20 protein-coding genes are annotated in these 24,648 nt (G+C 50.6%); 7 read left to right on the top strand and 13 right to left on the bottom strand.

What is annotated here, in order from left to right:
* Positions 1-12 precede the first annotated feature (12 nt).
* The 6 genes from TREBR_RS08010 to TREBR_RS07985 all read left to right on the top strand — a co-directional run bounded on the left by TREBR_RS08010 (position 13) and on the right by TREBR_RS07985 (position 12,161).
* Positions 13-1,566 (top strand): extracellular solute-binding protein, encoded by a 1,554-nt coding sequence (locus TREBR_RS08010; protein WP_013758685.1) that lies wholly within the window; start codon positions 13-15, stop codon positions 1,564-1,566.
* Between the two features lie 55 nt (positions 1,567-1,621).
* On the top strand, positions 1,622-3,481 hold the full coding sequence (locus TREBR_RS08005) for a polysaccharide lyase family 8 super-sandwich domain-containing protein (RefSeq protein ID WP_013758684.1): 1,860 nt from the start codon (positions 1,622-1,624) through the stop codon (positions 3,479-3,481).
* Positions 3,482-3,619: 138 nt separating this feature from the next.
* On the top strand, positions 3,620-4,384 hold the full coding sequence (locus tag TREBR_RS08000; RefSeq protein ID WP_013758683.1) for a hypothetical protein: 765 nt from the start codon (positions 3,620-3,622) through the stop codon (positions 4,382-4,384).
* A 17-nt stretch (positions 4,385-4,401) separates the two neighbouring features.
* A complete protein-coding gene (locus TREBR_RS07995) occupies positions 4,402-8,061 on the top strand; it encodes a polysaccharide lyase family 8 super-sandwich domain-containing protein (RefSeq protein WP_013758682.1) in 3,660 nt (1,219 codons plus the stop codon).
* The gene (locus TREBR_RS07990; RefSeq protein ID WP_013758681.1) at positions 8,058-9,581 is read left to right on the top strand and encodes a TDE2508 family outer membrane beta-barrel protein; all 1,524 of its coding nucleotides are present in this window, start codon (positions 8,058-8,060) and stop codon (positions 9,579-9,581) included. Before TREBR_RS07995 ends, TREBR_RS07990 begins: the two co-directional genes overlap by 4 nt.
* 3 nt (positions 9,582-9,584) lie before the next feature.
* The gene (locus tag TREBR_RS07985; protein ID WP_013758680.1) at positions 9,585-12,161 is read left to right on the top strand and encodes a polysaccharide lyase 8 family protein; all 2,577 of its coding nucleotides are present in this window, start codon (positions 9,585-9,587) and stop codon (positions 12,159-12,161) included.
* 151 nt (positions 12,162-12,312) lie between these two features.
* Here TREBR_RS07985 and tsaB read toward each other — a convergent pair whose 3' ends face one another.
* The 8 genes from tsaB to TREBR_RS07945 form a co-directional block, all read right to left on the bottom strand.
* Positions 12,313-12,996 (bottom strand): tRNA (adenosine(37)-N6)-threonylcarbamoyltransferase complex dimerization subunit type 1 TsaB, encoded by a 684-nt coding sequence (gene tsaB / locus TREBR_RS07980; RefSeq protein ID WP_013758679.1) that lies wholly within the window; start codon positions 12,994-12,996, stop codon positions 12,313-12,315.
* Positions 12,993-13,427, bottom strand: coding sequence for a tRNA (adenosine(37)-N6)-threonylcarbamoyltransferase complex ATPase subunit type 1 TsaE (tsaE, locus tag TREBR_RS07975; protein WP_013758678.1), 435 nt, complete (start codon positions 13,425-13,427; stop codon positions 12,993-12,995). The genes tsaB and tsaE overlap by 4 nt, the downstream gene beginning before the upstream one ends.
* Positions 13,424-13,690 carry a hypothetical protein gene (locus tag TREBR_RS07970; RefSeq protein ID WP_013758677.1) on the bottom strand — a complete coding sequence of 89 codons (267 nt, stop codon included), beginning with the start codon at positions 13,688-13,690 and terminating at the stop codon, positions 13,424-13,426. Before TREBR_RS07970 ends, tsaE begins: the two co-directional genes overlap by 4 nt.
* 56 nt (positions 13,691-13,746) lie before the next feature.
* Positions 13,747-14,340, bottom strand: coding sequence for a hypothetical protein (locus TREBR_RS07965; protein ID WP_013758676.1), 594 nt, complete (start codon positions 14,338-14,340; stop codon positions 13,747-13,749).
* Between the two features lie 13 nt (positions 14,341-14,353).
* Entirely contained in the window at positions 14,354-16,423 is a 2,070-nt protein-coding gene (fliD, locus tag TREBR_RS07960; protein ID WP_013758675.1) for a flagellar filament capping protein FliD, read from the bottom strand.
* A 26-nt stretch (positions 16,424-16,449) separates the two neighbouring features.
* A complete protein-coding gene (locus TREBR_RS07955) occupies positions 16,450-16,824 on the bottom strand; it encodes a flagellar protein FlaG (protein ID WP_013758674.1) in 375 nt (124 codons plus the stop codon).
* 111 nt (positions 16,825-16,935) lie between these two features.
* Positions 16,936-17,793 carry a flagellin N-terminal helical domain-containing protein gene (locus tag TREBR_RS07950; protein WP_013758673.1) on the bottom strand — a complete coding sequence of 286 codons (858 nt, stop codon included), beginning with the start codon at positions 17,791-17,793 and terminating at the stop codon, positions 16,936-16,938.
* A gap of 346 nt (positions 17,794-18,139) precedes the next feature.
* Positions 18,140-19,000, bottom strand: a complete 861-nt coding sequence (locus TREBR_RS07945; RefSeq protein ID WP_013758672.1) for a flagellin N-terminal helical domain-containing protein — start codon at positions 18,998-19,000, stop codon at positions 18,140-18,142.
* Positions 19,001-19,197: 197 nt separating this feature from the next.
* On the opposite strand from TREBR_RS07945, the gene TREBR_RS13670 reads away from it, so the two are divergent.
* Complete coding sequence (locus tag TREBR_RS13670) at positions 19,198-19,980, top strand: class I SAM-dependent methyltransferase (RefSeq protein ID WP_013758671.1); 783 nt, start codon at positions 19,198-19,200, stop codon at positions 19,978-19,980.
* Positions 19,981-20,079: 99 nt separating this feature from the next.
* Here the strand turns inward: TREBR_RS13670 and TREBR_RS07935 are convergent, their stop codons facing one another.
* The 5 genes from TREBR_RS07935 to TREBR_RS07915 all read right to left on the bottom strand — a co-directional run bounded on the left by TREBR_RS07935 (position 20,080) and on the right by TREBR_RS07915 (position 24,646).
* On the bottom strand, positions 20,080-20,757 hold the full coding sequence (locus TREBR_RS07935; protein ID WP_013758670.1) for a non-canonical purine NTP pyrophosphatase: 678 nt from the start codon (positions 20,755-20,757) through the stop codon (positions 20,080-20,082).
* 12 nt (positions 20,758-20,769) lie between these two features.
* Entirely contained in the window at positions 20,770-21,666 is an 897-nt protein-coding gene (locus tag TREBR_RS07930) for a hypothetical protein (RefSeq protein WP_013758669.1), read from the bottom strand.
* 292 nt (positions 21,667-21,958) lie between these two features.
* Positions 21,959-22,963: a DHH family phosphoesterase gene (locus TREBR_RS07925; RefSeq protein ID WP_013758668.1), complete on the bottom strand. Its 1,005-nt coding sequence runs from the start codon at positions 22,961-22,963 to the stop codon at positions 21,959-21,961.
* The gene (locus tag TREBR_RS07920) at positions 22,947-24,221 is read right to left on the bottom strand and encodes a M24 family metallopeptidase (protein WP_013758667.1); all 1,275 of its coding nucleotides are present in this window, start codon (positions 24,219-24,221) and stop codon (positions 22,947-22,949) included. Before TREBR_RS07920 ends, TREBR_RS07925 begins: the two co-directional genes overlap by 17 nt.
* A 2-nt stretch (positions 24,222-24,223) precedes the next feature.
* On the bottom strand, positions 24,224-24,646 hold the full coding sequence (locus tag TREBR_RS07915; protein WP_013758666.1) for a hypothetical protein: 423 nt from the start codon (positions 24,644-24,646) through the stop codon (positions 24,224-24,226).
* Positions 24,647-24,648: the final 2 nt, after the last annotated feature.

Genomic DNA, 24,648 nt, shown 5'->3' with positions numbered 1-24,648 from the left:
TGGAGGTATTTTATGAAGAAAATCGTAAGTAGCGTGTTTTTGGGCGCGATACTCGCCGTATGCGCGTTCGCTGCCGGCGGAAAAGAACCGATGGCAACTGGGAACTCCGCAAAGGAGTTGTCCGTGCACATGGTGCAGAACGGATTCGTGTTTGATGAAGACTGGGAAATTTACCGGTATGCGGCGCTTCAGAATAACGTAAAACTGAAAGGTGTCGCTTCAAAAAACAATACGAATGCAACGCAGGCTTTCAATCTGATGGTCGCGTCCGGAAAATTGCCCGATATCATCAGTTTTACGGTAGCTGATTTGGAAAAACTGGGAAGCGACGGCGGCGTTATCGATTTGACGCAGCTGATAAACGATTATGCGCCCAATATCAGCGCTTTTATGCAAGCGCATCCGCGTTTTGCGAAGGATATGTACGCGCTCGACGGGAAAATTTACGCGATACCGACGTTCTATGATTACGATAAACTGAATGTCGCGTACGGATTGTTCATCAGAACCGATTGGCTGAAAAAATTCAATCTTAAAACGCCGACGACCGTCGCGGAACTCGAAGCGGTTTTGACGGCTATCGTAAACGGTGATGCGAACGGAAACGGTAAAAAAGATGAAATCGGTTTGTTTGCCCGTTCTCCCGGCGGCGTCGCCGACGCTGTCCGGTATTCGGCCGGTATGCTCGGCGCCCGTCATATGGGCTCTTTTTACGTAGAAAACGGAAAAGTGAATTACAATCCGCTTGAACCGACGTTCAAAACGGCAATAGCAACTCTTGCCGACTGGTATAAAAAAGGCCTGGTTGATTATGAACTGTTTACCCGCGGAGGAGCAGCCCGCGACCGTGTGTTGCCTACCAATTTGGGAACGGCTACTTTCGATTGGTTCGTTTCGACTGCTGCTTACAATCGAACCGTTACCGATATTCCGGGGTTTGAATTCCTTCCTATTCCTCCGCTGAAAAACGAAACCGGAGCGATCGTTTCCCGCAGCGTTGCCCGCGGAACGACGAACGGTTCAGGCTGGTCCATATCGGCTTCCGCTTCGGATCCCGTTGCGGCTATAAAATTTATGGATTGGTGGTTCAGTGAAGACGGCCGCCGCGCGTGGAATTGGGGAATTGAAGGAAAACACTATGTCATAAAAGACGGCAGACCTGTATTTACCGAATTGGTGCTGGATAATCCGGAAAAACTAACTCCGATTCAGGTTTTATACAAAGCCGGTTCCCAAATTGCCGGTGTCGGCGTCTGGCAGGATGCCGAATATGAGATTGCGACTGCTTCGGATATAGCAAAAAAAGGATGGCAAATTTACATGCAGCCGGGAAACTGCTTCGACGACATTCCGATTTTAAAATTCAGTACTGAAGATCAGAATGAAATCAAAAAACTGATGGCGCCCATCAATCAGACGACTGCGGAATACGTTCAAAAATGGATTCTCGGTGCCGCTGATATCAATCAGGATTGGGATTCGTATGTAAAGCGTATAACTTCTCAAGGGCTGCCGCGGGTACTGCAGTTGCAGCAAGCCGCGTATGACCGTTTTAACGCAAACTAATTGACTGTATCCGATGCGGCATTTGTCCGTATCGGATATTTTCAGGATATTCATAATGAATTGTACCGTTTTGTCAACTATTGTACGGCGCCGCCGCTTTTTTTTGGCCGAATCTGCCGTCGATTCTTCTGCCTGCATTGTCAAGCGGGATCTTCTCGTTCCCGATTTTCTGTCTTTCAAACCGCATTCCGGTTCTGTCGAACTCGTGTACCGGCAGTACTGCGAACTTCTCGTATTGGCTAAATGTTACCGTTCGCCGGCGAGTATGTGGTACTGCAGCCGGCAGCTCGGACAAGCCGTGGTGTCGGGGCTGAACGCTTTATACGAAACGTGCTATCACATCGGTGCCGGCGAAAAAACGAATTGGTGGTTTTGGGAAATCGGGTATCCGTCGGTTATCACGGATATTCTTATTCTGATGTATGACGAAATACCTGATGCCGATTTGCGGAAATATATTGCCGTAACGGAGTATTTTCAGCCGGATGCGCAGTTTTCAGGCAACAACCCCCGTGCCATTCATCCGTGCGGCGTGCCGCTGCGTTGTTCAACCGGCGGAAATCGCGTCGATTTAGTTAAGTTGTGCGTTTTGCGCGGAGCTTTATCGGGAAATCGGGAAGCCGTCGAACAGGCGATAGCGTTGTTGCCTGAAGTTTGGCAGATAAAAACTGCTGCGGAAGGAAAGCTGCCGGTATCGATGGAAGAGCGGGACGGATTTTACGCTGACGGATCTTTTTTACAGCACGGCGACATACCGTATACCGGTACGTACGGACAAGTGCTTATCGGCGGAATTGCGGAAATTTTTTATCTGATTAACGATACGGAATTCGCCATACGACCGGAATTGTGTACCGGCCTGTACGAGTGTATTCTCAAATCCGTTGAACCGCTTCTGTATCACGGCGCGATTCCCGATATGGTGAGCGGCAGGGCCGTTTCCCGTGATGAAACGGATCACGATCGCGGACAGCGGATCGTCAATTCTTTGCTGTTGCTTTCATATTCCGCTCCTGCAAAATATAAAACGCTGCTGGAACGAATCGTATATCGGGAATCGGCGGGTGATTGTGTCTGGGTATGGCAGAACTCCGAACGGGATCCGTTTTTTTTCAGGGAAAAAAGCCGATTTATGACTTCCCGAATCGATACGCTTTCCGTGGACGAATACGAAACTGAAGCTTACTGTTTTAACGAAATGGAGCGCTACTTTTTTCGCTGCCGCCGCTTTGCCGCCGGTATTGCCGCTCATTCACGGAATATCGGAAATTATGAAAGCTGCAACGGAGAAAACGTATCCGGCTGGTTTACCGGCGACGGTATGCTGTATCTCTATGAGCGGCAGGATAATTATGTCGGTTTTTGGAATGCGGTTGATTTTTATTACATGCCCGGAACGACAGAAATCAGACAATCTATGGAAGCCGTTTTTGCCTGCCGCAGTCTGCAAAGTACTGCGGCAGCCGGACTGCCGACAACCGGTGTCCGTGTATGCGGCGGACGGGCGCTGCGTGTCATAATGGATTTTATAAACTGGAACGGAACGCTCCATACGGAAAAGCGCTGGTATTTGAGTGAAGATACGATAAATTTGGAAGAAAAAATTATCAGCGCCGAAGGCGAGGTTTACGCAACCGTAGAAAATAAAATCCTGCGCGATCCGTGTTCTTTACAGCTGGATTCCCGGCCCGTTTTTTCCGATATGCGATCGTTTCTGCATACGGTGCGTTCCGGCTGGAACCGTACCGGTGTGTGGCAGTCGGTCCGCGTTGACGGCAGATCGTATACGTTTTCCGCTGCCGTTCCGATTACCGTCCGCATTGAACCGCGCCGGGACGTTCATTTTATTATTGTGTATCTGGAATTCGGAACCGAATGCGACGGACAGCATTTTTCATGGCAGCTTTCTTTGTAAGGTATAAATCATAAAAAGCAAAAAAAATCCGGTGTTTTCGTAAAAAATACCGCTTGCAGGATATAAAAAGCGGTTCTAGTCTGAAAAACGGAAGATATTTTCTTCACATTCCATTATTTCAGGAGTCAGAAAGGAATTATGAAAAAGCGTGCAGTTTCCATTTTTTGCATAGCGTATCTGTTGCTGTCACCTTCGTGTAAAGATCCGGTATCGGTTCATCCCGATATCGATGTGCCCGATAACGTGCCGGTACCCGTTAAACCTCAAAACCCGGATCCCGTCCAGCCGGGAACAGGCGAAGATTTGCAGGAACTGAATTTGCTGCAGAACGCGGATTTCAAAGACGTGGTGCCGGCTGCGGAATCTAAATGTAGCGGAACAAAAACTCATGCCGCCGCGTGGACGAGCGACGCGCCCGTTCATTGGGATACATGGATTGCCGCCGGTTCGCCGTCGCCGAGTTTGTCGGTTGCAGCGGGAATAGTATCGGTAATAGGCGACGATTCGAAAACGGCAAAAAAATGTGCGGTAAAGCAAACGGTACGGTTGTCGCCTGGCGAATATACTTTTTCGTGGACGCAGGAACACGTTGCGAAGAAAAACGGTGCGTCGTACGTTTGCGTAACGGTATCTGCCGGCGGAAAAAACGTTGACAGACATCTGACCTCCTATACTGCCGGCACGGGAAAAAATCCGGTAAACGAATACCGTATCAGAATTACCGAAGCCGGTCTTGTAGAATCGATTACCTCGGGTTCTGCTGCGGGATTGCAGAGCAACGATATGCTTCAGAAGTGGTCTGCGGAAAAGAAATCGGGAAATCTCGTTTTGAGCGTACAGACATCCGCCGGATTTTCCGGTAGCGCACGGTTCAGCAATCTGAAAATAACGAAAAGCAAGTAAAATAAAGAGGTCTTTTTATGAAAATACGGTATTACTTCGGGTTATTGCTGATGATTGCCGCGTTTCCTTTGTTCATTTTCGCACAAAACCGGCTTCCCGTGAACGGAGATTTTGAAGCGGGTTTGGATTTCTGGCATACCGGAACGTTCGGAAGCTATACGCTTCCCGACATTTCAGTCGACTGCGAGGATGTGTTCAAAGGATCGGGTGCCGTCAGGCTCTCCGCCGAAACCGACAACACCCGCGGCTGGATTGAACAGTTTTTTCCCGTTCAGCCGGAAACTCGTTATAGCGTTGAAGCGTACATTAAGGCATTAAACGTTTCGTACAATCGTTTCGGAATTCAAATTATAGAATATGCCGAAGGCTCGAAAACGCCGCTGACGCTGGATATTGCAAAAACGCTGCCGATTCAAATCGGTAAAAACAGTCACGACTGGACTTTCTGCAGCGGAACGTTCGCTACCGGACCGATGACTGACCGGATTGCCGTGCGTGCCTATATCGGTACTCACGGTCCCGTTGCGCAGGGCGCTTCCGCTTGGGTTGACAATCTGGTCGTCCGTTCACTCGGTTCTGCAGCTGCTGAATATTCCCAAGAGAGTCCTGCCAATGGCAGTTTTGAGCGGAAACAGACGTCGTCCGCTCCGCATTGGGAAAACGGCGCAGCCGCGTCCGATTGGCGTCTGTGGGTACCGGAAGCGGGAGAAGCGCTTTCGGTATCGCTTGATGAAACGGAAAAAACGGACGGCATGTACTCGGTAAAAATAACTTCAAAAACGAAAAGCCGGTTGTGTCTCTATACGGAAACGGATGTTGATCCCGGAAAACTGTATCGGCTGTCTATGGAGGTAAAAACGGCTGAGGTTATGGGAAAAGGAGTTTATTTTCGCGTTCAATATTCTTCCGACGGAAAAAAATACCGTATTCCGCAAAATTTTAAAGGCTCTTTACCGTCTGTCGGTACTTCCGGCTGGCATACGCAAGCCGAAATGCTCCGGAACATTCCCGAAGATACGAAAAAAATAAAAATAGAAATATTTTTCGATTCTTCTGTCGGTACCGCCTGGATAGACGCCGTGTCGTTTAAAGAATCGTATGAATTTTCTCTTTCTCATTCCGGAATAAAAAAGATGGAAGGCAAAAAAACGGTTCTTGCTCCTGTGTTCGGTGACGGCAATAAAAACAGGGTTGTCGAATGGAGTTCCTCGGATGATAGCGTTGCCGTCGTTGACAGTAAGGGCTGTGTAACTGCCGTTAAAGCCGGTGCCGCCGTCATATCTGCCAGAGCTGCTGACGGCAACACGGCGATCTGCGTTGTCAGCGTTGAACATGCGGAACTGAAAAAACACTATGCGCTGCTGCGTCAGCGTTGGTTTGATCGTCTCACGTACGGTCAAATTCATGATAAACGAGATTCCGATTTTTTGCTTGCAAAAGAGCAGCTGGATATCGATGCAAAAATCAGATGGGATTACATGCACAAAAGTGCGGAACGCCGTGATTTGTGGACGCAGTATAATACGGCTCAAGAATCCGAAAGCCTGACCGGAACGCTTGCGGATTTGCGGATTCTTGCCCGTGCGTATGCTTCGGAAGATTCCCGCTGGTATCGGAATTCCGCGCTGAAAGCCGATATCCTTTCCGCGTTGGACTGGTTTTATGAAAATCGTTATAACGAAAAAGTTGAAACGCAGAACATGTACGGGAATTGGTGGGATTGGACTATCGGAACGCCGCAGAAATTGTGCGATATTTTAATTTTGCTGTATGACCGCATTCCTGAAAAAAAACGGATATCTTATATCAATGCGATAGAACACTTTACGCCAGAGCCTTCGGTTGTGCTCAACGGGCCTAATCCGCTTACCGGCGCAAATCTGCTTGACGCGGCAACCGTATGCGTCCTTGCCGGTTGTATTGAAGAAAACAATCGGAAAGTGCTCAGCGCCGTATCCGCTCTTGACCGGATTTTGACATACGTACAAAAAGGAGACGGTTTTTATGAAGACGGCTCGTTTATCCAGCATACGGTATTCCCGTATACGGGGGCGTACGGGGCTGTTACGCTTGCCGGTGTGGAAAACCTTTTGTACGTCTTAGCCGATTCGTACTGGGCGGTTCCGGCTTCGCGTATGGCGATCGTTTTTGAATGGGTTGAGAAAGCCTTTATGCCGCTTTTTTACCGCGGCGCCGTTATGGATATGGTGAGCGGCCGCAGTGTTGCCCGGCCCGCTGCCGATGATCACACAAGAGGAAAGGCGCTGCTGGCCCGAATTTTGGCGCTTGCCCGATTTGCTCCCGATCCTGCCCAAGCGCGTATATATAATTTTGTCAAAGCGAACATCGTCAATGATCAAAGATATATTGCGGATACCGATAAAAATTATTTTATGCGGATGAATCAAAACGACGCCGCGGCGTTCAAAACGCTTCTTGCCGATCTGTCCGTTTCAGGCGAGTTCTCTCCCGAACAGTGTCTGGTCTATGCCGGTATGGACCGAGTCGTTCATCGCCGTCCGAATTATGTATTGGGATTAAGTTTGTTTTCATCGCGCACCGGTGCGTTTGAAGTCGGTAACGGTGAAAACAAACGCGGCTGGCATACGGCAGAAGGGGTAACGTATCTGTATAACGGCGACGGTCTTCAGTTTTGTGATAATTACTGGGCTTCAATCGATATGCATCGGCTGCCCGGTATTACGACTGATTCGAGCGAGCGGACGAATCGCAGCTGGTCGCTGAATACGGGTTCTAAAGATTGGGTCGGCGGCAGTGTGCTGTTCGATTTGTACGGTGCTGCCGGAATGGATTTTGAAGCGGAACCGGGTAAAAGTTCCCTGCGGGCAAAAAAATCGTGGTTTATGTTTGATAACGAAATAGTCTGTCTCGGTTCCGATATTTCCGCCGCAGACGGTCGTATGGTTGAAACTATCGTGGATAACAGAAAGTTAAAAAATTCCGGAACCAATCGCTTCTGTATGGACGGAACCGCTGCCGTTTCCCGGTTCGGAACGGCGACTTTTTCAAATCCTCGATGGGCTTGGCTTGAAGGAAATAGTGAAGACGGAACGGATTCTTTCGGTTATTATTTTCCCCAACCTGCGGCTGTTTCCGTCGAGCGGAACCTGCGGACGGGAAATTGGTTTGCCAATACCGATTACGGCAGTGAAAATGACATACTCAAAAATTTCTTTACCATTTCAATTCCGCATGGGGTGAATCCTCGTTCCCGAACGTACCAGTATGTACTGCTTCCCTGCTTGCCACAGGAGTCCGTTCGCGCTTATAGCGAATCGCCCGACGTAACGGTTCTGCAAAATTCCGAAACCGTTCATGCCGTTTATGAAAAATCCCTGAGTATTATTGCAGCCAATTTTTGGCAGGCAGATTCGCTCGATACGCAGTCTGCGCAAAACTGTCCGGTCAATCGTATCGGCAGTTTGCAGCCGTGTTCCCTTTTATTTTCGTATGCGGAGACAATCTCTGCGTTGGCTGTTTCAGATCCCACTCAGCTTCAGGCTGAACTGATGATCGAATTGGAAGGTCGCCCGCTGACGGTCTCTGTTCCGAATGACCTCGTTTCAGCCGTTTATCGGGACGGCAAAACGATTATCACGATTCGGACGGAAAAGTCGGGGGGAAAAACATACTGCGTTTTTTTGGAGGAAAAATGAATACGATTATCCGCGTGCGTCATCCGTTTTTGATATTTTTTTTACTGATATGTGCGGCCGTTCAGCTTCCGGCGCAAATGAAATCCAAAAGTTATGAAGCAACCGGACTTTTTACGGCAGAAATGGATTCTATTTTAAATCCGGTAAGTTTTAAAAACATTCGGTTCGATAAAGCTGTGTTTGCTGTCGGCAGTTCGTCTGTGTGGACGGATATTGCTGCCGCAGCCCGGATCGGGTCCGTATATGTCGGCGGCGCATATGCGAATAATACGTTCCAGTTTTTTGCATTGCCGAAAATATACCCCGAAATGTTTCCGGGCGCGAAACCGAAAAATAAACACGTTGCGTCCGTTCTGGTCGGCGTACGGAATTTGGCTTTTAAGGTTGTTTTTGAAACTCATACGGTAAACGCTTTCCGCGGATTTCCGTATGAGGAACCGTTTGAACGAATTCAGTATAACGGCAGTTCGTTCAGTTTTTCTCCGGCAGCATCTTCGGGAATCGGTGATACGGCAAAAATCGACCGTACTTATTATAGAACCGATTTTGATTGGACCGGATTTCGTATCCCCCTGGCAGGAAAAGTCCTGACTTTAAAACCGTACGGCGGCTATGCGGAGAATAGGGCTGTACAAAGTGCCGCGGCGGAATTCATTTCCGATTCTGAACGGACGCAAACCGAAGGCAAAAAAGACAACACTACGCGACAGTTGCGGCTGTTTTTTTACAGCGGCTGGGGGCCGTTCGGTTTGAGTTACAATTTTTTTTCCATGTTTTTTAACGACAGACCGCAGCTGTATACGTATACCGGTGATACGCTGCAGGCGGGCCGCCTTGCGGAACATCGTGATGCGGAACAATCGTGGTATCAGCCGGGACGTACGGATTTTATTCATAAATTTTCGGCAGGATATAAACCGTCTTTTACGCTGCATAAAACGCTGCAGCTGAAAATAGGCGTCGACGTACCGATTGAATTCCGCTTCAGAAATACTCCGCTGTCTGAAGTTACCACGGTTAAAACAATTCTTGCGTATACGGATAGCGGCGTGCTGAATGGTTCGGAAAAACAAGTAACTGTAGAATATAAGGGCAGTATGAAAGAAGAACGAATCGTTTCTTGTATTCCCAAACTGTCCGCCGGCCTGCAGTGGTCGATTATTCCGAAAAAGGCAGTGCTCCACGCCGGCGTTTCATCTCAGCTTGTTCGCTATACGTATTCCCATATTACGGAGGAAAAACCGAGCACGGTTCGTAAAACGGCAACGCTGACCGTTGCTTCGGATGGAACAAAAACCGAAAGAAAAGAAGTCGTGCCGGCTGCGTCTTCCGAGCTTCGGACGGAACGTGCGTTTCATACGCTGCAGCCCGTTTCGGTTTCATTCGGAATGGGATTTACGTGGTATATTACCGGTTCGTTTATAGTAGATACGGCGTATTCGTTTTCGACTGATTTCACCAGTACCCTCGATTCGCTGAAACAGAGCAATTTGGGTGTAGCCGTTACCATGAAGCTATAGAATATGCATAAAAAGTCAGTCATATCGGGTGTCTGCATATTGCTGTTGTATTGCAGCATTGTTACCGGCTGCACCGGTTTTATAAACGGAGACTCGGCCGAAAAAAACGGCAGTGCGGAACAAGCCGTTTCCTTTACAAAACTGCGCGATGCGTGGCGTTCTCGGATAATCGATACGCGAACGGACGGCGGCAGCGGCGATGCTGCCCGCTTGACTGCTTCGTTATCCGGTGTGGCTGAAAAACACTTCGCCGCCGCTGTCGATTCCGATGACGGCTGTCCGTGGATTGACGAGGACGTATCTCGGTGGCAATCCGATCCGGCGCACCTGAGACGAATCGTGATGCGTTTGGAATGGATTGCAAAAGCCTGGGCTACGCCGCTTTGTTCCCGATATCACGATGCTGCTTACGAGGCCTTTCTGAAACGGGCGCTCCGCTGGGTTGCCGATACCGGATATCCGCGCTTATCTGCGTATTACGGTAACTGGTGGTACTGGGAACTGGCGATCCCCGAACATATCGGATCCGTCTGTATTTTACTGTATGACGTACTCGATTCCGAACTGATTCGGTGTTTGACCGGAACGGTATTGTTTTATCAATCCGATCCGTATTATAACCGAAATTCTCCCGCCGCATGGAACGGAATTGCGTCAACCGTTCAGCCGGTTGAAAGCCGCGGAGCAAACAGGATTGATTCTGCACGGGTCGCCTTACTGATGGCGATTCTTTCGGAAAACGGTGAGCAATTGCGCAAAGCTTTTTCGGCTGCGTCGGATGCGATTCAATATGAAATACGGAATAGCGACGGCAGTTTTTCCGACGGATTTTATGAAGACGGAACTTTCCGTCAGCATATTCACGTACCGTACACGGGAACGTACGGCAGTGAATTTTTACTCGGTGCTTGCACGCTTTTTTCCGTTTTTGCTTCCGCATCCATGTCTCTTCCTGAGGCGCAAATTCGGCTGTTATACGAGTTCGCCCAAAAAAGTTTCATTCCCTGCGTATACAAGGGGATAGCGCTCGACATGCTGCGGGGCAGGGCTGTTTCCCGATACAATGAATCCGATCACGTAACCGGGCATAATGTTATCGGCGGTTTTTTGGTATTGGCGAACCTTTTGCCTGCAGGTTCCGCAGAAAAAAAAGAAATACAAGGACACGCCAAGTCTTGGATTCTTGAAGATTCTTACCGGGAATTCTTGAAACAGACCTCCGACCCGTACCTTTTGATGCTTGCGGAAAAAACATTGGCGGATAATTCGGTAACGCCTGCTGTGTCTGCAGACAGTCATATACTGTTTCCGTATGCGGATCGCGTTATTCACCGGAGAAAAAACTTCGTTTTTTCCGTCAGCATGTTTTCAAAACGGGTCTGCAATTTTGAAAGTATAAACGGAGAAAATAAGCACGGCTGGCATTCTTCAGACGGTATGACGTATTTGTACGATTCCGATGCGAGCCATTACAGTGACGGATTTTGGGCGGCGGTAAATCCGTATCGGCTGGCCGGTACGACCGTTGATCCGGTACCGCTGATTCCGGGAAAAGGCAGTAAGTTATTTTCCCGGGAAACCTGGGTCGGCGGGGTGTCGCTGGATAAATACGGCAGCGCCGGTATGCAATTGAGCGGCAATTTAATAGAAGAAAACGGTCTGCCGATTCCTGATACCGCAGTACGGGCGTATCCGTCTTTGCGGGCAAAAAAATCGTGGTTCATGTTCGATAACGAAATAGTCTGTCTGGGGGCTGATATTTCGTCTCAGGATGCAGCCGACGATACCAGACATATAGAAACGATTCTCGAAAACCGCAGAATTACGGATGTGCCGCCCGATCGGTGTGTCTTTTCCGGGGCGGCGGGCTCGGTTCGATATTTTCATGTGCGATCCGTTGCAAATAGCCGGTTCGGCATCGGTTACATACTGTTACAGCCGCAGTCTGACATTCGTTATCATATAATATCTCGTACCGGCAGCTGGTCTGCAATCGGTTTGAAAGGAGCCCTATACGACACCGTCGTAAAAAATTTTTTTGAACTATGGATTGATCACGGCAAAAATCCGCAGCGGGCGGCATATGCGTACATCATTCTGCCCGCGGTAACGTCGGCCGAGTTGGTGCGGTATGCTGCCGCCCCTGAAATTACAGTCATTTCCAACACGGAGCGCGTGCAGGCCGTTTGCAATTTGCAAACGGGAAACGGAAAAACTCCTATTTGGGGTATACATGTTTGGACTGACGACCCTGTCGTTATTCAGCCGGCGGAAAATAGTGTCGTTTTTTTTCCCGATGTTTCAGTCGATGGGGCGGGGGCGTTTTTGCTGCGGTATGATACGGAACGGCAGTTGCTGGAGCTTGCCGTGTCGGATCCGACGATGGAAAAACGGCAAATTCGGATCGGTGTGTCTTATGAGGGGGCGCCGAATCGGCAGAAAAAAATAAGAAAAATAATTACTGCCGACGCTTTCATTACCGCCCGTATCAGTGATGATGAAAAACGCGCCGATATAATGATGAACTGTATCGGTGCGGAAGGAAAGAGTTCCCGTATTCTGTTCGGTATTTCAGAATGAAGCCGTATCCGCAGAGTTCGCTGTGGCAGCGGGCAAAGAACAGAGTGACATATTTGAACAGATTTTATTTCAGCATCAGGTAGTGGCTGTTCCCGCTCGGATACCGCGATTGCCGTCTCCGTTTGCGAACCGGCGGCCGGAAACGGTATTTTTATCGGGGCTTCCCGACGCTTTCTTCGGCTTCGCTTTTACGCAGATACAGCGGGCCTTCGTACGGTGCGAGCGGCGCTTCGCCGTTTTGCCGCATTCCGTCCGCTATCGCGAACAGCGCGTCGGATGCTGACGCCTGAATATTGCCGAAATACCGCAGATCGAGTTCCGATTCGTACCCTTCGGTAAGCGTCCGATATGCGAACGCCGCGTCCGCGCCGACCAGCAGCACCGGCTGCTCGCCGTCAAGCCAGGACCGTATTTTTTCCGGTTCCGCGTCCGCGGGTGCGTGCGTCTGCGTTCCGTTCCGGTAGAGCGCCGCGTACAAACGGTCTTTTTTTGCGTCGATTACGGCCAGAACCGAACCCGGCCACGCTTTATACGGGTACGCGTAAGCGTCGAGCGTCGTGACACCGTATACCGGGCACGTGAACGCCAATTCCAGCGCTTTCAGTGCGGCGAATCCGAGCCGCAATCCGGTAAACGAGCCGGGCCCCTTATCGAGGACGGTAAATTCCAGTTCGCCGGGTTGCAGCTGTACTTGTTCCATGACGTACTGCACTGCCGGCAGTAATTTCTCGGACTGCTTCATGCCGATGTCAAGAAAAAGTGAAGCTTTTTTTTCATCATTTACGGCGGCAACCGTTATTCCCGATACCGCGCTGTCTATTGCAAGAGCTTTCATTCGGTTATATCTCCGTACGGCCAATTTTCTACCGTTATCGTGCGCGCGCCGTCGTCGTCGGCTTCCAATCTGACGGTAATCGTCGTCGTCGGCAGTTCTTTCCGGACTTTTTCACTCCATTCGATAATGCAGACGCCCTTTCCGTAGAGCATGTCTTCAACGCCGAGGTTCAGAAAATCTTCTGCGGAATCGAGCCGGTAGACGTCCATATGGTACAGCGGTACGTTCCCTTCATATTCGGAAACGAGGGTAAACGTGGGACTGGTAATCGTTTCGGCAACTCCGAGCGATTCCGCGATTCCTTTCGTAATAGTCGTTTTACCGGCTGCAAGCGTTCCTTCCATTGCGAGCACTGCGCCCGGTTTCAGCTTTTTTCCGATTCGCCTGCCGAGTGCAATCGTTTCTTCAGCCGTTTTGGTATGAAAAATCATAGCGGTAATTCCCCGTCCTTATCTTTCAGCAGAATGAAATCTTTCAGCGCTTTTTTGACGGGAAGCACCGGATAATTCAATATTCCGCTGTCGAAGCACAAATCAAGTTCTTTATTGCCTAACGGACCCGTTTCTATCGTAAACGTAACCGGGAGATTTTCTACTGCTCCCGGTGTTTGGATTTCCGCGTCCGCACTGTATTCTCTGCGATAATAAATAACACCGTCGTTTTTCTGAACGTTCTTCAGATTCAAAACATGCATATACCATACTCCAAAGCTGTCTGCAAGTCAACACGGGCGTTTTCCCGTCGTCCGTTTTATTGTGCGGAGCGTATCATTTCAATTATTGATTCGATGCGAGGTCGGATTTCGTATTCCGCCAAATCGCCGATAAGAACCGAATCGGTATCTTTGAGAGCCTGTTCAAAATCGGTAAGTACCGGCGCGAATTCTTCAAAAAATGCGGAGAGACTCAAATCCCTGATACGCAGCTGTGCGAAGCGTTCGGGAAACAAAGCGGATAACGTCGCAGTTCTGCAGAATGCGTCGACCGTATCCGCCAGTTTTTTAATGGCTGCGGCTGCCTGTTTGTCTTTTCCGCTTTGAAACTGTACCGAAATCTGTTCCAGATCGCCGCAGAGCTGCTCGAACGAATCTCCTATTTCGGCAAAAGAGGCGCTGATATCTTCCTGCGTTACCGTCGTCAGGGAAACGGACCGTACGTCTGCAAGGGACTGCGCCGCCGCGCGGTCAAAATCGTCCGCCGTAACGGTTTTTCCGTCGATTTCAATACCGACTGTCGTCGCGTCGTGCCGCGCGCATTCGGTTTCAATTGCGCGCAATACGTCTCCGACCGTTTGCTCCGTTTCCAGTGTAATATCCGCTTTCGTCCCGTTGATGATAATGTCCATACGTACCTCGTTATTACCTATTGTTTTGATTACTGAATGTATTCGTGATTGAATTCGACTGAGACTCCAGACTGTTCAGCGTCGATTCCATTTGACCGTATTTCTGTTTCAATTCCTGTTCTTTCGACGCGAGCTGTGTCTCAAGTTTTTTGATCTTCGATTCCGAGTCGGTGATCTTGCCGTCGAGTCCCGACGTTTTCGTTGCCAGAATACCGCCGCTCTGCACGAAGCTCTGCAGCCGCTTATCCAGCTGATACGCGATACCGCTGTCTATGATAAGATCGCCGTCGCTGTCGTATCCGAATATGTTTTTGATATCAGCCAGATTGCTTTTTAACGCCGCGTCGAGTTTCTTTTCGTCTATTTCCATATAGCCGCGCATTTTACTTGCCGAATAGCCGCTGTACGCGGTTGCGCTGCCGGAAATGCCGATTTGGGAAAGCATTGAAATGTCCGTATTCGCATCGATTTGATACGGCGTCGACATGATGGTCTGCATGGCGCTTTTTCCGTTGGTGAGTGAAAAATCGTTTTGAAACAGGCCGAGCCATTTGTCGTATTGTTCGATTTCCGCGTCGGTAAGGTATTCCAATTCCGTAATCAGTTCCAGTTTGTTCTGCGTCAGGATATTCATTTCGGCAACGACTTGATTGTATTTGCCGATGAACGTTATGAGTGCTTCTTTCGCCGATTCGGTATCCGGTTCGATTTTTATTGTAGCGGGTTTTTCCGTTGCGGCGGCGACGGTAAGCGTAACGTTGGGAACTATGTCGTCTATCGTGTTCGTCGGCCGCGTGATGGTGATGCCTTCGTACTTTATTTTAGCATCGGCGGCGGTGCTTACCGGATGGGACGGCTCGAAGCCGAGATCTGCGTTTCTGTTGTACGCGCTCATGGCAGATACGGAAAACTCTTTGCCGGTGTTCCGATTGCGTACGACGATCGAATCGATTCCGTCGTAATCGGCCGTCCGTATGATCATTTTGCGGCCGCCGTCATCCTGCGCTGCCGCGTCGGCGTACGCAAGTAGTTTTTCGGAGCCGTCTTTCATTCGGACGGAGAATACGGCGTCGTCTTCCACCGGTACGAGCGGCTCTTTGGGTACCGTTTCCGCCGCCGCGGGCAGGGTAGTGTCCGATTTGATATTTTCTACTTGAATCCCTTTGAATGAAACGCTTCCCGCGTCGGGCAGTTCCGGCGTCCGCGCCTGTTCGTTGAGCGCCGCGGTAATATCTTCCGTTCGGTTTTCAAAAACGGTAAATTCTATCTGCTGATTGGGATCTGCCGCTATGCCCGCGGGAATTTTTACGGAAAAACTGCCGCGCGGCGGCACGTGAACGGCTCCGTCCGCGTATGAAACGTTTTTTTCGGAAAGCGGCGGCATAAACTCCTGTTCCGGTACCGCGGCCGTTTCCGGCGCCGCGCGAAGTTCTTTTCCGGACGCGGCGAACGTTTCCACCTGCGATTTGACTTTTCGGATCATATCGACCGATTCTGCAAAGTCGAGCGCCGCGTCTTCAAATATCAGCTTATTTTCATTGCCGGTGTGCAGCGATTCGATCATGAGCGACTGTTTGCCCGCCGAAACGCCGATGAGCGAAGCTTTTACGACGCCGTTGCTCCGTTTGTTCAAAGCGGCGGTAAAATCCTGCAACGCGCCGCCTTTCCAGTTCATGCTCACCGATTTGTCGCCGCTGCGGTACGTATACGTGCCGGCGGGAACTTCTGCGTTTTTTTCGATTTCCGCGGATAAAAAACGGTCTGCGGCTGCCGGATTGAGAACTTCTATTTTGAACGATTCAAAAGCGGCGTCTCTGCCGGCTTCTGCGGTTATCGCCGCCTCGTCCGTGGAGGAGGCGAGCTTGTTGTTAAACGGATTATCATACGAATACAGGCTGCGCACCGTTTCCCGCAAAGAACTCATATTCTTGTTGACGCTGCGCCACGCGGTTTGCTGTTCTTTATACCCGTCCAGCGTTTTCTGCTCACGGTCAAGCGGAATCCGCTCGGCTTTCATCAAGCTTTCAACGAGGTCGTTCGTTTTATATTTGTCACTGACACCGGGTATACTGATTCCAGCCATTATATGCGCGTGTCTGCAAAGAAACGTTAAATCTGCTCATCTACGAGAAGCCCGATAGCTTCCCTGATCTTGATTTGCAGATGTTGTATATCGGCAGACGGTATCTCCTTTATAACCTTATCGGTAGACGGATCTACGATCTTGACAACAACTTGTCCGAGTTCTTCATTTACTTTGAAGCGGACTTCTCTGCCTAAGGAGTCAGAAAGTTTTTGCAGTTCAATAATATCCTGTTGTGTTTCGGCAAGATTTTTGACAATGCTTTCAGCCACTTTTCCCGAATCCTGCATAATATTCTGAAATTGTGCGGATCCTTTTTTTTCTTTTGCTGTCACATCTGTGTTGTAATACGAGCGGCCATCCGTTGCCAAAGTCTGCCCAATAGCATTCATAACACTCATGGGCGTTCCTCCTGAAAAACGAAAGCGGGAGAGGGGCGCACCCCTCCCGTTCCGATGCGTACGCGATTAAAAAGATGACATCCAGAGATCTCTTTAATACGTAACGCCGTTTTAGCTCAGCAGCGCAAGTACGTTCTGTGACTGGCTGTTTGCCTGAGCCAACATTGCAGTACCAGCCTGTGTAAGGATCTGGTTCTTGGTGAAATCGACCATTTCCGACGCCATATCCGTGTCGCGGATACGTGATTCGGAAGCCTGAAGATTTTCAGCTGCAACCGCAACGCCGTTTGCAGCCATTTCAAAGCGATTCTGATATGCACCCAAATCTGCCCGCTGTTTTGAAACAGTTTTCAGGGCTGAATCGAGTGTAGAAATCGCCATGTTGGCCGCGTCGGGGGTCGCGATACCGATTCTGGAATCTTCGGTTCCCTGCACACCGGACAATCCGAGTGCCTGTGCCGTCATCGTGCCGATATACACGCGTGCGTTCTGGTCTACGTTCGCACCGATCTGGAACTGCATAACGCGTCCCGATACGGAGTCTGCTGCAAAGCCGCCGGTAAGCATGTTCATACCGTTGAACTGTGCCTGACTCGCGATGCGGTCTACTTCAGAAACCAGTTGGGATACTTCAACCTGAATCTGCATACGATCTTCATCCGTGTAGATACCGTTTGCCGACTGTACAGCCAATTCGCGGACACGCTGCAGAATGTCTGTGGTTTCCTGCAGGTAGCCTTCCGTTGTCTGAATGAACGAAACACCGTTTTGGATATTCCGTTCAGCCTGATTCAAGCCGCGGATCTGTGACCGCATTTTTTCAGATACGGCCAATCCCGAAGCATCGTCGCCAGCTTTATTTATGCGCTGACCAGAACTGAGTTTTTCTATGTTGCCTTGGATCTGTGCGTTAGAAACACCCAGCGTACGGTTAGCATACATAGAACTCATGTTGTGATTAATAACCATAGTTGCCCTCCATGTAAGGAACACCGGAAACAGTCCCTGTTTCCGGCCTTGTCTGTACGGACGGGTAAAGGTTTGCGCCCCCCTTACGCCGTTTTAGATCCGAACAGCAGGAACGGATATTGTAATGAAACAATATCCGTCTATGCTGTCACAGACAGATGGAAAGCATCTTTCAAAGATCGCGGTACGTCTAAAACCGTACTGAATTCAGATACTATAAATATACCAGCTTGTAGGGGAGTTGTAAAGATGAAAATGCAGAAAATTCCCGCACAAACCGGATAAAGGGAATGCCGCGTAAGTTTCGCTTATGCGGCCGCCCCTTTATTCCGGCAGTATAGATACACTATCTGAGCAATGACAACACGTTCTGAGACTGCGTATTGGCCTGAGCCAGCATTGCAGTTCCAGCCTGTGACAGAACCTGGTTTTTCGTGAATTCGACCATCTGTTTTGCCATATCCGTATCACGGATGCGTGATTCGGAGGCCTGCATGTTTTCAGAGGCAATATCAATGCCCTTTACTGCATAATCAAGACGGTTCTGGTATCCACCCAGATCTGCGCGCTGCTTGTTGATCTTTTTCAGCGCTTCGTCAATTGTACCGATTGCGCGGTTGGCATCATCCGGAGCTGCCAGACTGATGATCGATTCGTCGCCGAGCTGACGGACGCCCAGAGCGGTAGCGGTCATTGTGCCGATATACACGCTCATGCGCTGATCCATGTTAGCACCGATATGGAGCCACATTGAAGCGGTTACGGAATTTTCACCCGTAGGCTGTGCGAAACGACCCGTGAGCATGTTCATACCGTTAAACTGTGCGGTACTCGCAATGCGGTCGACTTCAGCAACAAGCTGTGAAACTTCAACCTGAATCTGCATGCGGTCTTCGTCGGTATAAATACCGTTGGAAGACTGAACGGCAAGCTCGCGCAGACGCTGCATGATATCGGTGGTTTCCTGCAGATAACCTTCGGTCGTCTGAATGAAACTGATACCGTTTGAAGCGTTCTGTGAAGCCTGGTTCAAACCACGGATCTGGCTTCTCATCTTTTCAGATACCGCAAGTCCAGATGCGTCGTCGCCAGCCCGGTTGATTTTCATGCCGGATGAAAGTTTTTCCATATCCTTCTGCAGACCCAGATTGGTAACTCCGAGCTGACGATTGGAATACATAGCTGACATGTTGTGGTTGATAACCATATTTTTCCTCCATGGAAATATGTTCGGACAGCATCCGTGCCGTCCGTTTGCAAGTTTGCACTACAAGGCTACATGAGTGAAAACTTACTTTGAAACGTTACGCACCGATTCTTCTACGAAGCTGCCGAATGCATAACTTTTCATGTTAAGTATCGGAATAACTTGTCTTTTTCTTTAATTTTTTTTATAGTTTTTTCATGCAATTCCGTACCTGTGTCTTTTGTGAAAGTGTTTCGGTACGCCGTTTTGACCTCAAAACCAAGCGCACGCTTCGCGGTTTTTCGTACTGCGCCGATTGCGGCGGGATCGCCGTATTACCCGAATATTTTCTTCCGCTTCAGGAACAGCGCGAGCGTTATCTGAAGCACCGCAACTCGCTTGCCGATTCCGGCTACAAGCGCTTCCTTTGCAGTTTTCTGGAGGTCGTTTTTGCTTTCAACGGTGGAGTCTGCGTTCACGCCGCTTCGATTTTGGATTACGGCAGCGGGCCCGAGCCGGCGCTGGTGCAGCTGCTGTGTGAGTCGGCGGCCGGCGGAGCGGGAGTCCGGCCGGCTGCTTTGCCTTTTTTGGAGCAGACGCGCGTCGTTACCGGCTGGGATCCGTTTTTTGCCCCGGACCTGCCTGAAACCGACAGGGCTGTTGCGGCTGCGGTTTCTTCTTCCGCGATGCCGGAAGCTGCCGACGGCTTTGATTTGGTAACCTGCCTTGAAGTTGTCGAACATTTCGAGCAGCCGCAGCGCGGGTTCGCCGGAATTGCTTCACGGTGCAAGCCCGGCGGATACGCGGCGATCGGTACGCTTCCGATACCGGCGGACTTTCCGATTCCGGACGGTTTTTCATCGTGGTGGTACAAGGACGACCGTACGCACGTGTCGTTTTATACGGAAAAAGCGATCGCGGCCTGCGGTGCACGGGCCGGTCTTTTATACGAGGGGATGGCGTCGCCGCGTGTTTTCATGTTCAAAAAGCCGCCGGCATAGGCAGATACGGCCATGAGAGGCTGCGTGTTGCCCGCAGGCTCAGCGGATACGGCCATGCGAGGCTGCGTGTTGCCCGCCGGCATAGCAGATACGGCCGGCTCAGCGGATGCCGCGGGGGTAATCGTCGAGCAGCTTGCGCAGCGCAGCGCCCGCTTTGCCGCGGTGTGAAACGCGGTTTTTCTCTTCGGCGGACAGTTCCGCAACCGTTTTCCCGTATCCGTTCAGTATTACGATCGGATCGTAACCGAATCCACCCGTTCCGCGGGATTCGCTGAGCGACGGTATGAGCGTGCCTTCCATGGTTTCCTGCGCGGCGTAAAACCGGTCCGGACCGAGAAACAGGATCATCGCGCACACGTATCTGCACGCGCGCAGTTCCGACTCGATTCCCTTGTGCGAAGCCGTTCCGGCAAGACGCGCGGCGACGGCTTCCGCCGTTTCTTCTAAAAGGAGCCGGTTCTGTTCCTCCTGCGGCAGTTTTCGCCCGTCGGGAGTGCCGGTGTGCCGGTCTTTTCCCGCGTAGCGGGCGGAATACACGCCGGGTACGCCGTTCAGTATATCGACGCAAATCCCCGAATCATCGGCAAGAACCGGCTGTTTGACCAAGTTCCACAAAGCTTTCGCTTTTATCAAACTGTTTTCCATAAACGTGGAGCCCGTTTCCGCCGGATCGAACTCGATTCCTTCATCCGCCGGAATTACGATCGTATGTCCGGCAAAAATCGCCGCCATTTCCTGTTTTTTATGCGCGTTGCCCGAAGCCAAATAAATTTTCATAATCGAATACTATCATCCCTCAGGGGGCGGGTCAAGTAAGCCCTTTACCGCCGCCGACACGCTCTGCGCCTTTTTGAGTATTCTCCGCACCGTTCCGGCGGTCAGTCCCAGCAGCCGTTCTATCGCGCTGTTCGACGGTGCGATACTTCCCGCCGTTTCCAGCCGGGCAAGAGTCTTTTTGAAAGCGTTTCGCTGCGTTTCGAGTTTTTTTTCGACGAGCAGGTACTGCGTGTCGCCCGTGTTGTTCATGTTTTCGAGTTCAAGTTCGTACTGTTTTGCCAGTATGTACGCGGAGTTTTTCTTTTCGATCAACTGTGTCCGGCGTTTTCGCTTGAATTCCAGTACCGGTGCAAGTGCTTGTACGTAGGTTTCGATCGTCCTTACCGGTACGCCCGTTGCGTCCGCCGTTTTCCGTATATGCGCGTACGTTATATCATGCACCGATTTGAGGAGCAGTACGAGCAGCGTCAACTTTTGCCGTTCCGACAATGACGCAGGCGTTCCGTTCGTTTTTGCACGGATCGTATTTTTTGCCGTGTATATCGGTTCCTGGTCTGCGACGTCCATTTGCCATTCTTCGTTCATTTCAAGGCAATACGCGTCGAGTATCGTCGTTTTTGCCGCCGTTTTTGCGCAGACTCGCTTCCAGCTTTTAGTATACATGCGGATTGCAGTCGTCATGTACGTGTAGAACGAACTTTTTTCCGGATCATAGCGTTCAAGCAAGTGCGGAACGTATTTGTATATCCAGACGAAAAATTCACTTTTCAAATCTTCCGAAAAAGAGGCGAGTCCGTAATGCTGCGGCATACGGAAAATTTCGGTAACAAGCAGTGATACGGTCTGCTCCCGGTTAAACCGGTGAGCGATGAATTGGGCGTAAATCGAGTTGACGGACGACGGCGGCATATGCGCTCCTTATATTCCGGGATGCGGAGTTTGCCGGCCAAGCGATACTCAATCGCCGTGCACGAACGCTCCGTATCAGGGAACAAGCACAAATCATGCCAACTTTGATCATCGTGTCATGAAGTAAAATCAGGAGAGCTTTATATGACTGCAATATAAAGACTTATGATGTTGAAATAAAAAAAAGACGCAGCCGCCGTCTGCCGGTGCGTCCGCATCTTCTTACTATCGAGTTATATTTGGATAAATAATCGGGATAAAATAGATATTATTTACAAGTTTTTTAAAGTATTTAAAAGTATTTTGTAAATTCTTGTAAAATCTTGGGAATTATAACGTCGAGCGTCCCCGGCGTGCTGCATCCCGCCGCGTTTTTATGTCCGCCGCCGCCGAACGTCGCCGCGATTGCACTCACGTCGATGGCGTCTTTCGAGCGGAGTCCGATGGTACAGGACCGCTCCGTTTCCTGCCGGACGAAGACGACTGCCTGTACGCCGTCTACCGCCGACAGCAGCTGATACAGACTGTCTGAATCACGGCCTTCCATTCCGTAGCGGCGAGTGTCTTCCATCGTTTCATACGTAATGAGCAGTTTGCCGCCGAATTTCTGTTCGGCCCGGCTGAGCATGATGCCGAGGAGTTTTCGCGTGTTGTACGGTTTGCCGCCCTGCATGTGTTCATATATGAGCCGCGGATCCGCACCCGCTTCTACGAGCCGCGCCGCCGCGTGAAATACTTCGGCCGATTCGTTTCCCAAAAACCTGAAATAACCGGTATCCGTCGCCAGCCCGAAAAACAGCAGCTTCGCCGTTTCCGCGTCGGGTGTGCCGACGAGTTTTTCATACAGCTGCTGAACGAGACAGGCGGTCGCGGGCGCCGTCGGTTCTATGATCGAATTGCCGCTTGCGTCTTCGGACGTTTTGTGATGATCGATGATAAAAACGTCGTATTTGGAAAAATCATCGGAAATATCGTCCGGCGGCAGGATGTCGCCCAACCGTTCCGTTTCCGAACAGTCGACGATGACGAGCGCCGGTTTGCGCTCGTTTTGTGCCGTTCTCCGGGGAACAATCTGTTTTGCAAATCGTTTTTCGTATTCTTTCAATTCAGGACGTTTGAACGGGCCCGCCGAAAGCAGCTGATACGTTTTTTTAAACGAATCGAGGATCGCCGCCGTTCCCAGCGACGAAGATATGCAGTCGCCGTCGGGTTCTTTATGCCCCGCGATCACGAACGAGTCGTGCGATTCGACGAACGCCTTGAAGAGCGAGACTTGCGTGTCACTGATGATTTTCATTCGGGAAATCCTTTGCAAGAAGCAGCTCCCGCTGCGGGAACGAGGGCAGCGCCTCAATTGTCCGCGCGCCGTATTTCATTCCTGAAATAACGGGAAAGCCTTCCTGCGTGATGTATATGTTGAGTTCCGTTCTCATGCCGAAATCGGCAAAATACAGCCCCGGTTCTACCGAAAAGCAACTTCCGGGCAGAATGCGGCGCGTGTCGGGAAACTCGACGGAGTCGAGATTGACGCCGCTTCCGTGGCACCGGCCGTCTATACCGTGCCCGGTCCGATGTTTTATGTACGGTGCGAATCCGCCGCCGCTCAGAACGGAGCGGGCGAGGGCGTCCAGCTCGCTGCCGGTAACGGTGCTGTTTTCCGCCGCGGCCCGTTCCAATCGCTCTTTTACCGAATCACGGGCGCGGCACAGCGTTTCAAACGGCTGCGCGATATGCGCCGGTACGTGCGTACCGTATATGCCGACCCATGAAATATCCGCGTATACGGCGGCGTCCGCCGTTCTGTTTCCCGCTCCGTCGTCGGCGATCCGTTCTTTTGCCCACAAATCAAGCTGTATGACATCGCCTTCGCGCGCGGCCGCACCGCCTGAAGCCGGCACTTCGTAGTGCGGATCGGCCGTGTGTACGCCGAACGCGACGATGGGAGCGTGATCCGTGGTAAGCGCGTACGCAAGAAACCGTTCGAGTATGAACGAAGCGACGTCGCCTTCGGTCAGTTCCCGTTTCGCCGCATACCGTTCCGAAATGAAACGCCATGTTTCAGATACGATTTTATAGAGTAACGCGGCCGCCCGTTCGTGGCTTGCAACGGCGGCGTCCGACAATAATCCTCTGCATCTTTGTATGAGCGGCGCCGCGCTGACCGCAGCTATGCCGGCCTGTCCGAGCAACTGCATAAAACCGCCGTCAATGGTCGATATGACGGGAATATTCGCGTCGCATTGTGCGGCAAACGTCTGCCCTGAAAAACGCCGCAGAACGGACAGTAATTCCTCCCGGGAAGCATACGTATACACCTCGTCGGCCGGCAGTGTGTCAAGTACGTGCGGTTCGATTGTATGTACGATTTTAACGGCGGATCCGTTTTTCAGGACGAGATATATCCAGCGGCGGGTGGCAACCGCCGCCGGCGGCAGATGCAGCAGGGACCGCGTAAACGAATCCCTGCCTGCGAAGTCGGTAAAAAGCCAGCCGTCCGAAACCGAATCGGCTGACTCACGTGCTACGGCATTTCGTATTTCTTCTATAAAACGCATCGTTAATAAACAATATCGAGCGTTTCCGTGTTCAGACCGTTCTGGATGTTCGCCGTTGCGGAGGCGACGCCCCATGAATTTGAAGTCCGTTCAACGGGCATCGTGAGAATGACTTTATGGAACGTTCCGTCTTTGTACACGACGCTCATAAACGGGGAGAGACCTTTGGGCAGCGTTCTGAACTGCAGTTTTCGCGGGTTCTCTTTGGACCACGTTTTCGGAATGATAACCTGACCGACGCCGATTGAATTTTTTGCATACAAAACGATATACGCGTCGTTGTGGTCGAGTACTTTATGTACCGTAACGTTCCGATAGGATAAAGACGAGGTATTGTTTTTATCAGCCTGCGTCTCCTGCGCAAAAACGGATACAGTTAACGCGAGAAAAATCAGAACCGAAAGAACCGTTTTTTTCATCTTCATCT

It is taken from the genome of Treponema brennaborense DSM 12168 (genome assembly GCF_000212415.1).
In the GTDB taxonomy this organism is placed as follows: Bacteria; Spirochaetota; Spirochaetia; order Treponematales; family Treponemataceae; genus Treponema_F; species Treponema_F brennaborense.
The sequence above is the reverse complement of the archived record's forward strand: the minus strand, read 5'-3'. Positions and strand labels throughout refer to the sequence as shown.